At 37.1% G+C, this 16,080-nt stretch carries 16 protein-coding genes and 3 pseudogenes; 11 read left to right on the forward strand and 8 right to left on the reverse strand.

All coding sequences use genetic code 11. The features are described from left to right. Nucleotides 1–239: 239 nt before the first annotated feature. From WIW89_RS05820 to WIW89_RS05830, 3 genes are all read right to left on the reverse strand, one after another. Entirely contained in the window at nucleotides 240–887 is a 648-nt protein-coding gene (locus WIW89_RS05820) for a metallophosphoesterase family protein (protein ID WP_337720078.1), read from the reverse strand. A 337-nt stretch (nucleotides 888–1,224) separates the two neighbouring features. Next, nucleotides 1,225–1,611: a type II toxin-antitoxin system VapC family toxin gene (locus WIW89_RS05825; protein ID WP_337720079.1), complete on the reverse strand. Its 387-nt coding sequence runs from the start codon at nucleotides 1,609–1,611 to the stop codon at nucleotides 1,225–1,227. Nucleotides 1,612–1,613: 2 nt separating this feature from the next. Continuing rightward, nucleotides 1,614–1,838, reverse strand: a complete 225-nt coding sequence (locus WIW89_RS05830; RefSeq protein ID WP_337720080.1) for a type II toxin-antitoxin system CcdA family antitoxin — start codon at nucleotides 1,836–1,838, stop codon at nucleotides 1,614–1,616. Between the two features lie 717 nt (nucleotides 1,839–2,555). Here WIW89_RS05830 and WIW89_RS05835 point away from each other — a divergent pair. The 4 genes from WIW89_RS05835 to WIW89_RS05850 all read left to right on the forward strand — a co-directional run bounded on the left by WIW89_RS05835 (nucleotide 2,556) and on the right by WIW89_RS05850 (nucleotide 8,980). Next, complete coding sequence (locus tag WIW89_RS05835; protein WP_337720081.1) at nucleotides 2,556–3,458, forward strand: ABC transporter ATP-binding protein; 903 nt, start codon at nucleotides 2,556–2,558, stop codon at nucleotides 3,456–3,458. Between the two features lies 1 nt (nucleotide 3,459). Next, nucleotides 3,460–4,896 carry an ABC transporter permease subunit gene (locus WIW89_RS05840; RefSeq protein ID WP_337720082.1) on the forward strand — a complete coding sequence of 479 codons (1,437 nt, stop codon included), beginning with the start codon at nucleotides 3,460–3,462 and terminating at the stop codon, nucleotides 4,894–4,896. Nucleotides 4,897–5,166: 270 nt separating this feature from the next. Beyond that, entirely contained in the window at nucleotides 5,167–6,612 is a 1,446-nt protein-coding gene (locus tag WIW89_RS05845; RefSeq protein WP_337720083.1) for an ABC transporter permease, read from the forward strand. Nucleotides 6,613–7,225: 613 nt separating this feature from the next. After that, nucleotides 7,226–8,980, forward strand: a complete 1,755-nt coding sequence (locus WIW89_RS05850) for a hypothetical protein (protein WP_337720084.1) — start codon at nucleotides 7,226–7,228, stop codon at nucleotides 8,978–8,980. Between the two features lie 167 nt (nucleotides 8,981–9,147). Here the strand turns inward: WIW89_RS05850 and WIW89_RS05855 are convergent, their stop codons facing one another. The 5 genes from WIW89_RS05855 to WIW89_RS05875 form a co-directional block, all read right to left on the reverse strand. Further along, a complete protein-coding gene (locus WIW89_RS05855; protein ID WP_337720085.1) occupies nucleotides 9,148–9,444 on the reverse strand; it encodes a transcriptional regulator in 297 nt (98 codons plus the stop codon). Further along, entirely contained in the window at nucleotides 9,435–9,953 is a 519-nt protein-coding gene (locus WIW89_RS05860; RefSeq protein WP_337720086.1) for a hypothetical protein, read from the reverse strand. Before WIW89_RS05860 ends, WIW89_RS05855 begins: the two co-directional genes overlap by 10 nt. A 222-nt stretch (nucleotides 9,954–10,175) precedes the next feature. Beyond that, entirely contained in the window at nucleotides 10,176–10,808 is a 633-nt protein-coding gene (locus WIW89_RS05865) for an ATP-binding cassette domain-containing protein (RefSeq protein WP_337720087.1), read from the reverse strand. Then, nucleotides 10,808–11,098, reverse strand: a complete 291-nt coding sequence (locus tag WIW89_RS05870; protein WP_337720088.1) for a hypothetical protein — start codon at nucleotides 11,096–11,098, stop codon at nucleotides 10,808–10,810. The genes WIW89_RS05865 and WIW89_RS05870 overlap by 1 nt, the downstream gene beginning before the upstream one ends. 168 nt (nucleotides 11,099–11,266) lie before the next feature. After that, nucleotides 11,267–11,545, reverse strand: a complete 279-nt coding sequence (locus WIW89_RS05875; protein ID WP_337720089.1) for a hypothetical protein — start codon at nucleotides 11,543–11,545, stop codon at nucleotides 11,267–11,269. A 428-nt stretch (nucleotides 11,546–11,973) separates the two neighbouring features. On the opposite strand from WIW89_RS05875, the gene WIW89_RS05880 reads away from it, so the two are divergent. The 7 genes and pseudogenes from WIW89_RS05880 to WIW89_RS13590 form a co-directional block, all read left to right on the forward strand. Further along, nucleotides 11,974–12,168 (forward strand): hypothetical protein, encoded by a 195-nt coding sequence (locus tag WIW89_RS05880; protein ID WP_337720090.1) that lies wholly within the window; start codon nucleotides 11,974–11,976, stop codon nucleotides 12,166–12,168. 396 nt (nucleotides 12,169–12,564) lie between these two features. Next, nucleotides 12,565–12,870: a hypothetical protein gene (locus WIW89_RS05885; RefSeq protein ID WP_337720091.1), complete on the forward strand. Its 306-nt coding sequence runs from the start codon at nucleotides 12,565–12,567 to the stop codon at nucleotides 12,868–12,870. A gap of 531 nt (nucleotides 12,871–13,401) precedes the next feature. Continuing rightward, a complete protein-coding gene (locus WIW89_RS05890) occupies nucleotides 13,402–13,941 on the forward strand; it encodes a hypothetical protein (RefSeq protein WP_337720092.1) in 540 nt (179 codons plus the stop codon). A gap of 79 nt (nucleotides 13,942–14,020) precedes the next feature. Further along, nucleotides 14,021–14,740, forward strand: a complete 720-nt coding sequence (locus WIW89_RS05895) for a hypothetical protein (RefSeq protein ID WP_337720093.1) — start codon at nucleotides 14,021–14,023, stop codon at nucleotides 14,738–14,740. Nucleotides 14,741–14,830: 90 nt separating this feature from the next. Next, nucleotides 14,831–15,090, forward strand: a pseudogene (locus tag WIW89_RS05900) (hypothetical protein). After that, nucleotides 15,081–15,506: pseudogene (locus WIW89_RS05905) on the forward strand (type II toxin-antitoxin system VapC family toxin). The pseudogenes WIW89_RS05900 and WIW89_RS05905 overlap by 10 nt, the downstream one beginning before the upstream one ends. A gap of 422 nt (nucleotides 15,507–15,928) precedes the next feature. Further along, nucleotides 15,929–16,053 (forward strand): annotated as a pseudogene (locus WIW89_RS13590) (IS200/IS605 family accessory protein TnpB-related protein); the annotation flags it as partial. Between the last annotated feature and the right edge of the window lie 27 nt (nucleotides 16,054–16,080).

The raw sequence follows: 16,080 nt of genomic DNA on the forward strand, positions 1-16,080 counted from the left end.
CCGATTTCGTTTGTCAGTACTCCTTAATAATGGTTCTTAAACCCTGTACGTTAAGCGGCGTATGTCTCCTAATGTTTCACGAAGCGAGATTATTACTCTTAGAGTTTCAGAATATTGTTATGAGATAAATCTTGATACAATTCATTGGAGGACATATGTGGAGGGTAAAGGTGTTTATCTCCTCATTCTAATTTTACTGATAGATGGGTTCACGATAAAAACTCGTTACAATTTAGGAATTATAGACTGAAATTAAAGACTTCCTCTCCTTTCTGATAGACTGTTACGTCCTTATCAATTATCGCGTAGCATCTGAATTTGGATGAGCTATCTACTCTGAGGTATTTACCCCATTCGAATTCGTAATAAGAGTGACAACCGTCAGTCATGTGACCGTTAAGGTGGAGCTTAGGTTTGATCTGTTCTAAGGCTTGTAGCATCAATTCCGCAGCCTCATTGTATCTCATTTTAGGGTATATTTCGGGGAGGTAGGGAGGTTGGTGAGTAATTAGTACGTCTACATTTTTGTCTCTTAATCTGCTTATTATTTTTAGGAACTTATTAGGAGGTATTCCGTAATTCTCGTCGTCTCCTATTAGGCCGTTAATCCCCGTGACCCTCATATCTCCGACACTCATTATTTGACCATCTCTGATCGAGAAGTTCTTCACTATTGAGAAATTCTCATGATTACCGTAAACTGCTATTAGCTTAGTCCTTGAGAGAATATCGGAAAAATCAGCTGTTGACATCCCTTCTCCCCAATCGCCTGCCCCGATTAAGTAATCTGGTTTTAGCTCATCTAAGATGTTTAGCAGCCATTTAACTGACTCAATTTCCTCTTTGTCATCGAGGCTCTTATGCAGGTCGCTTATAAACAATATCATATATTCAATTTATCTAAGCTGGCAGGTTAAAAAAGTTAGGGGATTGCATTCAAGTTTTTTGATGTAGAGTATATGTCGATTCATCCAATTTATCTCACCGACGGATAACATAAACCTTTCAGTAACATTAATTTCAACGTTAATCGTAAGTTTACACCCGAATCTCTCTAGTGGTAAGTAAAAACCACGATATAACAGTCGGAGTTCTCTCAAAATACTATTCAACTGTCGTAAGTGAAGCCTCAAAATTGGACGGTCAAGATAGGACTTGATCATTACAGCATGTTAGCCTTTGAAACGATCAAGGAAGTAGTGTCAAGGACAAAAGGATTATCCTTTAAAGTGTCTTAATAAATTCTTTAAAGGATATTGCACTCCCCTTTTCCAGCAAGTCTTTATCGTTAGATACCAACGTCAAACCTCTGCTAATAGCTGCGAAGACGTAAGATGCGTCATAATATGTTAAACCCCTCTCTACGGCGACCCTCATTACCTCTTGCATTGGTAAATCTCCTAAAACGTTAAACTTCCTAAGTAATTCATGAAAGAGTTTAGCTAATATAAAGGGGTCTTTGACCTTCTTATGGATCCTATAATCCTTCCATATTGCATTTCCTACTTCATAAAAGGTGAGGTCTAGAATGTAGACCTTTTTGACGTCAACCTTATCTATGTAATCCAACAAAGGGTATATGACAGATGCATCAAGCAAATAGCCTTCCATCTTTACCTTTCATCTCTACTTGTCCTTATAGCCTCGACCCATTCCTCTTCGTTTACGTCTTTCATTAATTCTTTAATGTCACTTGCAAGCTTTTTCAACTCCTCCTTCTCTTTTTCTTCTATGGCTTTTTCTAAAGCTTTTTCAACCACATCCCTAATATTTATCCCCAACTCTTCAGCCTTTTCCTTTAATCCTTTTTTCACTCTTACACTTATCACGTCTGACATATTATTGTATACGCAAAACTGGTATATATTCTGATCTCTCCGATGCAAGCATCCAATGACAGTTTTCACTCCTCCCTGAAGGACCATAACGCGTTTGGTAATCATACTGTCGTTTTTAAAATAATATTTACATTATTTCAACGTGAAAGGAACGTAAGGGCTGGAGAGAGGATTTTTGATATCGAGTGTAAAAAACTTTCCAAGGACTGAGTACTTCTACATAGGTCTGTTATTTGATCGCTAACAAGAAGGTTTAAATTAAGACCGTGACCGAATTCAAATTTCCGCCTCTAATGTCCACCGAAGACGAATACGTGAACACGTAATCCTCTTATATTTTCTGTAACCGTTAACTTCGCGCCTAAATCTCTTTCTGAACGACTCAACCTCAACTTCATCTTTATCCTTAATACCTAACGCCGTGTCAGTTTCACGAGTAACAGGGAATCTACTTACACTTCTGGGCTATTGCTGACTTCCTTGGTTTTATAGCTGCTATTTCCATCCCCTTTCTTCTCCCCCATTTCTGTCTTTCTCGCAGCACTTGGAGTTATTCCCTAAAGAGGTGTACCACATGGCGGAATTAGAAGCAATTAAAAGTTAAGGAAAAGTCACGCTGTGGGTTAACATATTGCGGATGCGATACACTTCTAGACATTATAAGGGTGTTAGCAATAACTTTAAATCGTAGAAATAAAACCTTACGATGGAAAAACAATGATTAAAGTAGAGAGAATTACAAAGTATTTTGGCAGAAGAAAAGTTCTCGACGACGTCACTTTCACAGTAAATGATGGGGAAATCGTTGGATTCGTTGGTCTAAACGGTGCAGGGAAGACAACGACCATCAGGGTTATTGTAGGAGTATTAGAACCCAACTCGGGCGATGTATTTATAGACGGTATTAGTATAACAAAAGACAAGAGGAACGCTTCAAAACGAGTAGGTTGGGTACCAGAACTACCGATATTTGAATTAGATGCAAGTGCTCTTGACTATTTCGTCTACATAGCGGGATATTACGGTATAGGGAGTAGTGAAGCTAGGGAGTTAGGAAAGAGACTGTTTGAAGAGCTCGGGTTATCAGGTAGGGAGAAGGACAAGCTCAAGAACTATTCCCAAGGAATGAAAAAGAGGTTTGCACTTGCTGTTTCCCTCATATCTGATCCAAAAAATTTCATCTTCGACGAGGTACTTAACGGTTTAGACCCTCAAGGGATACAGTTCTTCAGGGATTTGGCGCTTAAGATGAAAAAAGAGGGGAAGGCTGTACTTTTCTCCTCTCATATATTATCTGAGGTCGAGACTATTGCTGATAAAGTTGTGTTCATTCACAAAGGAAAGATACTCAAAGAAATGAGTATTGAAGAAATAAAGAAAAGTGTAAAGACGAGGGACTTAAAGGTGGTTTTGGGAGACTTCAAACCTGAAGCGCTAGCTGAAGCGAGTAAGTTCGGTCAGGTGACCAATAACGGTAATGTGATCATAATCAAAGACTGTAAGGGTGATATACCTCAAGTGTCCTCAGCACTTTCAAAGTATCAGGTCGTAGAAATAAATTGGTTAAAGGGTAATTTAGAGGAATTCTTTTTCAAAATAATAAATGAACAAGGTGGGTAAAATGGCTTCCACGCTCCTTTATGACTTTAAGAGGAGCTTACTTAAGCCCGTAGTGTTAATAACATTGGTCTTTTTTGCCATAGCAGGTATAGGCGTGAGCTTATACCTAGTCCATTTAAGTGGGATTGGTCCCTCAGATTATGAGAACTTAAACTTACTAGCCCTCTGTTATCATAGTGTTAAAAACTCGTTCATTACCGGTATAGTATTTAATAACCTAGGTGAACCTTTACCTAACGCTGAAGTCCTGGTCATGAACGACGGAAAAGTGGTGAATAGCACCGTTACAAATAGCCAAGGCACATTTAATATAACTATTGGGTATCCGTTACCTCTAAACACGTCGGAAAGCACTCCAAACATCTCGGTAAAAGTAGAATATAACGGCCTCACCAGGTATTGGAGTAGTGTTTCTACACAGTATTCTGGTACCGGTTTCGGTGCACTGTCATCGGGCGTAAACTATGCGGTAATCCCAATAATTAATTCGAGCGAGTTGTGGAAATTCAGCGTGTATAGCCCAATAATCTTTCCTAACAGCAGTGAGAGTGCTATCGCAGTTTTACAAAAGTTTGACGACCATCTGATAATACTATCATCTGACAACTTAACACTCGAATTAGGGTTCCTCCATAATTTTTCTGAATTTAACTCTTCCTCTCCTTTACCGAACAAGAAAGTTGTTAACGTCAGTGCTTTCAAGCCCGAAATAGTAAGTCTCGATATACCTAACGGGGCTAATAGTGTCGTGGTTGAGTACTATTTACCAAGTTCACCTATATTAATATATGGGTCTAGATCCCCTGTATACCCGCTTACTTATCTAGGGCATGAAGTACTTTCATTCTATCCTTCCGCATTGGCGTTTTACGCCGGGTTCTTCCCCTTTGTAGCTATATACTTAGCTTATTCAATGTTTGCTAACCCTAGGAGCAACGGCACTTTAGAATTCCTGTTAGCTAGACCGGTTACCAAGGGCATCTTATACTTTAACCGTTTGATGGCAAATCTACTGACCGTTCTCGTCTCATCTGTCATTGTGAACGTTGTTGCTGCACTAGTTATTTCACTTTACACTGGGATACCTATAGCAAGTTACATTATAATCATGGAAACACTAGGAATATTTACTAACGTGTCGGCTTACGTAAGTCTGACTTATATGTTTGGTGGATTGGCCAAGGAAAGCAAAATAGCACTAGCTTTACCTATAATACTCTACTTCGTCCTACCGGTGATCAGTTTTTTAGGGTCATTCTCCCCTAGTATGTACTGGCTCGCTTATGTACCACCATCAGTGCTAGAAAGTTATATTAACGATAAGATCTTCAATATCAGCCAATCATTAAGCTTGTTAGGTAGTGTGGTCTCCGCTGCTTTATGGGTAACGGTACCAGCGATTATAGGGTATGTAGCCTTTAAAAAAGAGGACATTTAATTAATTGGTAAAATGCTTTACATGGGAAGTTTAATGAAGCTAGTAGATTTAGAGAAAGCCCACCGACTAGATTCCACTATATTCCAATGAACTAGGATGAGGATATCTATATTATAAGAAAGCTGAGGATAGAAGGTCAAATTGTTTGCATAGGAATTCGTATATCTTACCTTAAAAAGTACCGATATTGAGTAGCGAATACTCCTAAGTTTTCCCGTTAGTTTTTCCTTATTTGGAAAAAGTTTATTTTTTTTAACCATAGCTTTACCTGTGCATCCAGCCATTTACGATTTTAAGAGGAGTTTTCTGAGGATATCAGCATTACTTATAATTGCCCTTGTTACAACTATTTCAACTTACCTTACAGCATCTGTATTTATTTCTAACGCTAACACGGCCTTCGTTTATAAGTCAGACTATTATGATATTAACATGATCGGTTTAACGGATACACACTACTATCCCTCTAATAACTCATTCGTGATTCAAATTGAAGGATATTTGTTTAATAATCAAGGAAACCCGATAAGCGGTGTTGTAAAAGTTGTAGTAGTTCACAATACAACACACATAGTAAAAGAGGCTGATGTTAACGGGTTCTTTAACATAACTTTTGTATTCCCTAACTTGCCGTCTCCGTACATCCAGGTTACAAGTACCAATTCTTCAATCTATGTTACAAATACCAATTCTTCAATAATATACTATCAGCCTGCTGAGGTTATTAGAATATTAGCTCTCTCTTACAATATCTCTGTAATTAGTAACGGTTATACTCGAAGTCAATTTGAACTTTTTCTTTCAAATTCCACAGGTAGTATAATGCTTACAAGTAACGCTTATTATAGTGAGAGTTCTTTGGCCTCAGAGATAGTTTTTGTCCAATTTGGTAAAACGTTAATATTGAGCCGAGTTAACGGAACGCTTCATATCATTTACTACAACAATAAGACGGTGGTAGGGAGATACAATGTACCGGTAATCGCAAACAGGTTAGAGATGATAAACCTTAATTTGCCTTTGAGAGCGAATAACGAGACGCTGATTTTCGGTAACATGTCGACCAGTGTCGTATACTATCCTTATACGGAATTGGGCTCTTCCTTAATCAATTATTATTACTACAACGTGTTCCCACTAATTACATTCTTATTTCCCCCTTTTGTTATATACTTGGCTTATTCGTCGTTCTCAAAACCCAGAGATAATGGAGCGCTAGAATTCATTTTAAGCAGGCCGGTAACTAAAGACGAATTATATATTAATAGGTTTACGGCGAATTCATTAACCATCGCATTAGCTTCCTTGATCTTCGTTTTAGCGTTCATTGGAACCGTATATTACTATTCCCAGATCACGTTTCCGTTTTTCGTTGTAATCCTCAATAGTGTAGGCCTTTTCATCTTGTTATCAACTTATTTATCATTGGCGTATCTTGTTGGTGCTTTATTCAAATCAAGTAATTGGACAATACTTATTACGACTCTAGCGTATCTGATCAACTCGTATATCTTACCATTAATACCCTTCGTGAAGCCAAATCTTTCGTTTATAACGTATTATATGGGATTCGGTTCGGTGAACTATTTTATAAGGCATTACATATTTATGGAGGCTACTAAGTATGATCCTATGATTTCAACTTTTGCCTTCGTTGGATGGATAGTTATACCGTTCTTATTAGGTGTTATAGCTTTTAGAAAAAGGGACATTTGATTTTTTAAAAGCAATGTTGTAAAAATTCTAAATAACAAGGCGTCTGAAACTTGTTACCGGAATTAAAAACGTTAACAAATAAGAAAAACCTAACGGTTATCATTTTCAGTATTCACAATCCCCTCTGTATTGTATTCACAACGGATAATAAAGCGAGTCGTTGTCAATAGTTTCGGCTAAATTATGGAGTTTAAATCGCAAGGCTAGTATGTCTAACAGCTACATGTGGAAGAGAGGCTTATAACGAGATTGAGTGTTTATTAGGGACTGAAAATTTACTGTTAACATAGACTGTAACGCTTCTACGTAACCACTCGTCTTTTTAATTAGTTCTAAATTTGTCCTAACATGTTTGCGCCTGAAGGTATTACCAAACCGAAATAGTTGTTGATGATCTCCAAACCGATGACCGCTCATTAGGGTAGTGATGTTCCCCTTAATCGGCTTACTAGGCGATTTTTTATGACCCATTAGCTTACGGTGGAGCTGGGAAAGTCCTGCCACGGGTCAACACTTTAAGTACAGAAGTTAAAATTACATTATAACTTCATTCTAGCTTAGTCAGCTTTATCTTATGAATAATTTTATATAATTGAAACTAATTAGCCACCTCATGGAAAAGGGGTTTGTCCAAAAGGAGTTTCTCCCTTTTATATTACTACTTACCATCCTAATGTTACCAGTTACTGCTAATTCGCAAGTACAATCCACAAACATCAGTTTTTCCATTGTTGCCCCAATGTTAACCTCAGCAATTTATTATCAAGGACATTACCTTATTCCCTTTACTAACCTAACCGGAGTATATAGCGTCACCAACGAGGGTTTCTTAATTTCGCTTAAACCGGAATCTTTCATCAATTATTCTGGTAAAATGTTCGACTTGCCCTTTGGAATTACCAGTATTAGTGGTGGAGTAGTAAACGGTAAAGTAGTCCTATTCGCATTAGGAACTTCTCATAACATCACCCTTTCTAACGCTAGTCTTTCTTCGCTCTTCAGCCTCTTTCAACTACCCTTGTTGTTCAAAAACGTATCACTTTACCTCATCACATTTAACGGAGAAGCGTTTAACGTTAGTACAATTGCGTCAAATGTAAGCTATTGGCAAGTGATAAGTAACGGTGTTTACACTTATGCAATAGGAAATAGCACAATTGTAAGTATTTATAATGGAAAAATAGGGAGTGTTATAAACCTAAAAATAGAGAACTTCACGCCCTTGATTCCCTTAGCTTTAGGTAAGGACGCAGTAAGTTTAGAAGGAATAACGAACGGCGGTGTGGGGAGTGAACTCTTGGGGAATGAAATCCTTGTAATAAACACTACTAACGGAGAAATTATCAAAAACATAACTGATTTTATAGTTGCGACACCGGTGATGAATTCCTCAAATTCCGAGTTTGTAGTCCTTTACAGCAACGATAGTATAGTAGTGTATAACTACTTAGGAGAGCAGATAGGAAACATAAACATAAGTGTAACCCCTAACATTAAATATGTAGAATTATTCGGTAACTCGACTTTATTCGTTCTATCTGCATCAGCAACAGTAACCGGTCTATCTGCATCAACAGTAACCGGTACCATATTACTTAGCTTCACAGCTTATACTTATGTCAATATTCAAGGTAAATGGATAAAATACACTACGTATTCAACACCTACTAGCTCAATTGGTCAGATAATAACCCCCATAGGAATCCTAGTGTATCCAAGTTACTACAAAATTGTGTCATATATTACGACCTTTTCGAAAACGAGCGGAATTTTAAGCATGACTCCGTCTTTCATGACCATACCGTTCACAAAACCCTCGCCGCCTAGACTAGAGGTCTATACAATTGAGGGGATTGGATCCTCTACTATCGTTATCTCAGCATTTTATCCAAATTCGACATTAATAGGGGTTTATAACGTAAAGTTTCTAGTAAACGGAAGTCTTGTGGGAGTCTACAGTATTGGGGAGGATGCGTACTATACCGTAAATTCAAGCGGGATTTATAATGTTACAGCTATAGTTAGCAATGCGTTCGGCTCTGCCTCTGTAAGCAAAATGGTTAACGTTACGGTACAGCAACCTGTAAATACTACGACCACAACAACAATGACGACAACAACTACACAACCTGAAACAAATACGACGATAACAACGACTTCTACTATCTCGCCATCCACTACTAACACGACAACAACTACAACAACAACGACATCCTTGCCAATCACTACCACCACGACAGCAACATCAGTAATATCATCGACATCTACATCGACTAAACCACAAGGCTTTCCGACCTTACCTATAATTGTCGGTATAATAGTAGTTGTAGTAGTTTTCGGCATATTTGTCCTGTTAAGAAGGAGATGAGACTACCTTCCCTCCTTATTTTTTCTACAGTCTCTTGAATACTTTTCAACCCATAAGCTTATTCCTAAATTCGTATAGGAAACCCTTTACGTCAAAAGATCGTAACTTAAGGAGTATCTACTTTTCTCAGCAGTCTGGGAAGGTGGACGACTCTACAAGCAACAAGATTACTTTTCTCTTAATAATTCTAATACTTGTCTTATTAATTCATCTCCCTTTTTAGTTATAAAAACCCTCAACCTCTTACCCTCAACTGTAGGGATATATTTCATCTCCACATATCCACTTTTATGCAAGATCTTAAGGTGCTGATACAGTTCACCCTTATTTAGCCTTGTGGCGTCTAACAATTCCTTAAACCATGCAGACCTAGTATAATAAAGACCCAGCAGAATCCCTAATCTAACTCCTTCATTTAACTCCTTATTATCCTTCAACAGTTTTATTAATTTCTCTAACTCCATTCCTCAACCCTCCTTAACAATCTGTACAAAAAAGTTAAGATTGGGGGAATTAAGAGGGCTATCATGTGGAAAGGAGATATTATAATAGCTGCCCCTGAAAGGATATACGACGCAACTAGAACGTATTCTAAGGATTCCTCTTTCAAGAACCTTATTGTAGCGATTAACTGGCTTCCGATGAAAGATATGTATACACCTACAAGGAAAGCTGGGAAATTAGACAAGACGGGGATGTAAAAAGAGAGTAGAAATAGGACGTAAAGTACTAAAAGAGAAACTGCGTAAGTCAGCTTAACTATGAAGGGAAACTTTCTGACTATTAACCTATGAGAGTTTAGTGTCTTGACATACGGGTACACAAACCTACTCATCCTTAAAGAGATAAACACGTATATTGTAGAAAATAATAGTATGCTGATGTTAAAAGTGAGAGGGTTTGAGACAAGGCTTGTGAGTAAGAAAGTAGTAAGACTTCCAAGCCCTATAAAATCTAATACTATCTTTGCCACGTTAAGCATAACGCGATGATAAATGTTCTGACTTATTTCTAGGGACTTTTGAATATCTATCTCCTTGCTGGTGATAATTCTTTCACCTCATACTTAATTTTCTCATCGGACATTTTAAACTTAGACTAAGGTTAAGGTTTTTTAACTTCACTCGAAGTCCAACAACTAAACCAGCAACCAACCCAGCATGCTATATATACATCTTTTCCCCTCGCTTTCCTATTACATTTTATCACCTTCAACAAGCTCACCGTTAACTATCGTATAAACCATCACTTCCTTCTTATTATCATGTAACATCTTGATTAGCTCCTTCTGCTGTGTCACAATTATACCCTCGTTTACCTTTTCACGTAATAACGATATCACCTTATCCCTCCTAGTAACGTCGACATTCTCTACAGGCTCGTCGATGGTGACTATTTTAGGCCTCGTAAAAAGTGCCAGTGCTAACGATACTAAACTCCTCTGCCCAGTAGACATCTTATACATTGGCTTGTGTATCACCTTTCTGTCTACGTTTAGGTAGTCCAAGATGTTTGTGAACTCTTTCAAATCTCCGCCCTTTATCTCCGCTATTATTTTCGCAGTATCCCATGCGGAATTACCTATGGTGTACACCTCTTGAAGGTTTGTGGAGTATTCTGAAACTCCCTTAGCACTCCTGACCTCCTTGCCGTTTATCTTAATTGAACCCTTGTATGGGATTATCCCAGATATAGCTCTTAACAAAGTAGTTTTGCCGGAACCATTAGGACCTAGTATTACACACAATTGGTTGTCTAGTTTTAAGTTAATGTTTTTTAAGACCGTAAAATCCTCGAAAACGACAGATAAACCTTTGATCTCCAACATTACCACACCACCTCCTCCAGTCTTAGTGCTTTAATCTTCTTCAAAATCAAATTCCCTAGTAACAGTAAGACTATTGCCAGTGATGCTACTTCAACGGAGTAAAGGCTTATGGTGTCGTGGATGAGGGAGTACGAAATTATATTTTCAGCTTCGTAAAAGGGGTTAAGTGATGATGAGGCTGAAGGCGAGAGTTCTGAAATTGCTAACAATAAAAAGAAGATGTAGTAAGCGTAGTTCGACGCTTTAGCCCCAACCTTAACCAGTAGTGTTGCGGTAATCGTGAAGGTCAAGGATAAGATGAAGAGACTTGAGATTAGAGTTGAGGCTATAAAAGGTAGAATATTCTCGACCCTGATAATTTCGTAAAAATGGTTAAGTGTTAGTTTAGTTATTAACGGTGTGATAAGTGCTGCGAAAATTACCGAGTATGTGACTGCTGAGACGAGCGAACCTAAGAACTAACTCAGGATGTAGTTAGACATTTTAAGTTTACTAAATCTCATGAAGTATGCTAATGCAGAGGACTGGTAGACTACAGTAATGCTAAAACCTGTAGACAGACTAGCTACCAACAGTAATATCGCAACACTGTACCATATTATTCCTGCATTTATGTTTTTAATACTATTTAGTGCAAAATAAAGTCCTAATGAGTCCAGTAACATCATTCCGAGTAAATAAGATATTGCAGTTGCAGAGAACGAAAACCTCTTTATCATAGATTTCTCTAATTCCATAATTTAAATTCAGCAAATGGTAATAAAAACGATGGATTAAGTTAAAAACTATTAACTAAACAAATTCTTTTTAATCGTGGTTTACTAATGTAGTAAAAGGTGATCAAAGTTGATGGTAATAATTACTATAGAAAATCAAACCAAAATTAATCCGATAACACTAGGTCGCTGGTGAGGAGATTATGACCTAGTTTGAAAACTCCTTACCAAAATATTAGCAGGCATTATAAAAATGGTGGAGGTACCAAGAAAATAATGATCACAGTGAGAAAGCTGGAATATTTTCACTTGTCGTCTCAAATATCTAATTATAAGAAAATTAAATAAGCATAAGAATACCGATATTTAGGTTGTTTCAAGTGTTCTCATCTCACCATCTCTCCGCTACGGGAAAAAAATTTATATGGTGACCTTTAGAGCCATTCTACATGGATGACGAGAAGGAGGTATTTAGTAGAGATTTGCGTGAAATATACGGCGGACGACCTGCTTATGGTTACGTAATTATGATAATGATTACAACGTTAGTGTTGTTATACGTATACACCACTTTACCGATACAAGACGAGACCCCTTTTGTTTTAGTTTCATTGGTTTTATTAGTAGTTTTATTTATTTTCTAATAATGTTAATCAATTCGACAAATTATTCTATTAATATTTATATTAAAAATAATTAATAAATAATTGATACTTTAATGCCAAAAGAGCCAATTTATAAGACAATGACTTCGACATTCCGATTGGAGTACTCGACTCCTTATATAACGAAACATTTAACTACTAAGACCCTGACGTTTGACCTTCCCATAAGGATTAAGAAGGTGAAATTTAGGATCCCAAGCCCGAAACTTCACGTCTTGTTCTCCAAGTATTTGATATCGTTCCTTAGTCTGAAGATATAAACGGTGTCGGTTACTTTTACGTTGTAGGACTGGGTTTTTACCCGGGGTTGATTTACGGTTTAAAAATAAATTAGGACGAAATTCATATAAAAAGGACATTCCTATAGCCGATCCAATGTATAATTGGGCACGGCTGATGTTCATTCGTGACAAAGTTGTCAGTGGTGACGTAATAAGCGAACCAGAACCAGTATTTGAAGGTTACTTAATTAACGACTCTTTTTTGATTGCAGGGGACGGAGTAGTTGATGTTCTGAGCGAACTTTCAATACATTCAGTGATGAAGGAAGGGCCTAAAGTCGATCGCGGTGTTAATGTTGAGGAATTGGTCAATAAATACGGTTTGCTGAGGGAGGAGCTTGTCCCCAAGAAGGACCTTGTCCAGTTAGATGATGACGAGTACGTCGAGAATTATCTATGATGAAATTGTTAAGGAGATAGATGTTAAGTCTTGTAGCCCAATACCGTCCTCTGACACCGTCCTTTTGGGTGTTACCAATGAGGACAATTTTGTACTTTTAAACAAAAAAAAAAAAAAAGAAATTTTATATAAACTTAAAGCATATAATATACGAAATTAATTCTCTTAATACTCTTAATTAATACTTTTAATACGATGAAATTCAAGAATTTTTACAACTGATTACCTTATTGTACTCGTTGTAGAATTTCTCTTTCTTTTCCGCACAGAATTGTATTATTCGTGTTAGTAATTTCGAATATGGAATCGTTGAAACTGTCAGACCTACATAAAGGGGTTGTGTTATACATCTGACTTAATAATACTCTTTTGTCTTGTTCAATTTTCCTACCTTAATTGTTCACGCTCCGTCTGATGCAATGTGTTCTCGAACGTAAAAGATATATCTCGCTTAGTTAATAAAAATATACTATGGGTAATACCAGTAATGTAGAGAGTAAAATTATCTATTTATTGAAACTCTATAGGTCAATGAGGCTCAACGAACTATTACGCTATTTTGACCAGAAAAGTAGGGTAATCAAAGCCCTCAATTTACTTCAAGAATTAGAGGTAGTGTACAAGTTAGGTGAATACTACACACTGGGTAAAACTGGTGCATTAATGACAGAAGTATTAGCCACTTTTTCAAAGGATTCAGCGGAAATAAGCGGTAGTTTTATTAAGATAAACGACGTGAAGGAACTTAGTTTTGAGGTTTATCACGATTACAGTATTTGGGAATTAAAAGAGCTTGAAATTAAAGGCGATAAATTCAAGGCTATTTTAGGGAGGGATAAAAGGAGGATTTCCATAAAGATAACTTCTGTTATGCTCCCTTATCCGGCTTTAAAATTAAAAATCGTCCCGAACTTTACTCCGGGTTGTAAGGGAGAGGCGACAGCTTTAGTATTTCCGCTAGGGTATAAATTAATTTTTACAGATGTTTGTGAGTGGGAAGGGGTAAAGGCAGGAATCTATTATTACTGCCTAGATAAATTAAACCCGCTCATAGCACTCCCTAAAGAGTAAAGTGAAACACTGGTAATAAAAAGTTTAGAGAGCTGGTCTCGTCGGTAAACCTTATATGTTTTCATAATAAGGTAATCCAGTGGATCTGGCAGATAAGGTGCTTCCTTACTTAAGGAACAAGAGTGATTTACCAAAAGTGATGGATCATATCAATAGTAGAACTAATGTCGTAAATATGAGGCTAAGAAACGTAACCAAAATTGCTCATTATCCTGACGGATATGCTGAAATTACTTCTAAATGGGTCGCATTGACTCTTAAAGACACTGATTCCGCACAGCCCTCCCTGACTATTACTGTTCCAGCGAGAGAGGTTAACATATTAGATTATTCCTTAGAGGTCAAGATCGATAAAAAGAAGATTAATGTAACACCTACTATAAACGTTTTTTCAAACAAGAAAGGCTATGTAACGATCTTCATTAAGTCGTCCCCTTTCTCCAAAAAGAGAGGAGATATAAATGAAGTCTCAGTAAAATTATCCTTATTTAATCCCATATTTACACCAAATAACCTTAAGGAGTTCCTGCGAGAGGTTGACGGGAAGGATTTCATCATCGATGCTGTAACCGTAACAGATGTATTTTGGGTGATCAGTGAAAGTTATATAACGTGTTATAAGGGATTCAACTTCAGAGGGGGGTTTTACTTTGAGGTACCATTAGAAACTGACTTGAATAAACTATCTATAAATCAGTTGGAGACGTATAAGAAGGGAGAAATTAATAACGCTGAATGTTACAGCCTAGAGCTCTACTTACCGGAAATGAAAATTTACGGTTATGTTTTACTCCTTTGAATAAACGCTCTTTTCAATATGTATAAATTGCTGGGAATACATGTCTTACAGATTCGTAAATCTTATAATTTACGCCGGTAATCATTAATTATGCCAACAATAAGTATAAGGATTGACAAAAGTTAAAGAAGAAGATGGACGAGCTAAGCCTCATAAACTGGAGCGAAGTAATAAGGAGAAAAATAGAGGAAGTAGTCGAGGAAGAAGAAAGAAAAAGGATGGAAAAGAAAAAGAAGGACCTAAAAAGGATTGTTGATGCCTCATTGAGGTCTTATGAGTTCTTCCTTAATTACGGGGGTAAAAGGTCTGAAGAGACGATTAGGGAATGGCGTGACAAGAATTGGCAGTAGTTGACGCTTCAGTCGTTATAAAATGGTTTGCTAACGAGCAAAACAGTGAAGAAGCTTTATTGCTCAAAGAGGCTTACGCAAAAGGTTTAGAAGATTTATTCGCTCCATGTATTTTACCATTCGAGGTATTGAATGGGCTAAAGTACACATACAACCTGGGCGAGAGGGAACTTAAAGAAGTAAGTAGAATACTCTCTGACTTCCAGATAACGCTTTACGATATCGAAAGTATGCGAGATGAAGTTGTGACGATTTCTCAAACTTACGGTATTTCAATCTACGATTCAGCTTACGTAGCTTTAGGTAAGTTGTTAGGAGACTAAGTTTATACAGCTGACGAGAAACTACTGAGGAAAGTCAGGGAATTACCTTTTGTACTTCACATAAGGGATTTCAAGATACCAGAGAAATCGTAGTTCGGGTTGTTAAGCATTTGCTGAAATATATCAAATTCTCTAAATTCACTGTAATAGTAAGTGAGTGAATTCATTTATTAGTATGCTAGCTTGAAAATCTTTTGACATAGTTTTTGAGTTTCGTCATCAAAATAATTTTGTTTTTAAACCCTTACAGAGGATTTTCCGAAGGATATTTTAATTAGTTTTCGTAACAAACTGATGACAATATGCAATAGGAGAGGTGAGGAGACGATATAACTGAAGAGTATACAGTTATATTCACTTTGGTTCTCGACAGCTAGAATAAACACTTTAATATTAACGTTTAGAGTGTATTAAACAATTTCATTCACCTTGATGTAGGAGATAAGGTGAACAACGACTTAACCCATCTCAGTATTTGAGTATTACTGGCGTTGTGTGGGAGGTGTTTGGACAGCAAAAATTCTAAGCTTAGGCATAGGATTCATCAATGGAGTGTTATTAAATTCGTGAAAATGTTGAAACACAACCAATTGAAGTTCTCGAGGTTTCAGATGCTTATACTTCCTCCATTAATCCCTTTAAAAGGTGAGAGGTTAATCTTCATCAG

Source organism: Stygiolobus sp. CP850M (assembly GCF_037389425.1).
Lineage (GTDB): Archaea > Thermoproteota > Thermoprotei_A > Sulfolobales > Sulfolobaceae > Stygiolobus.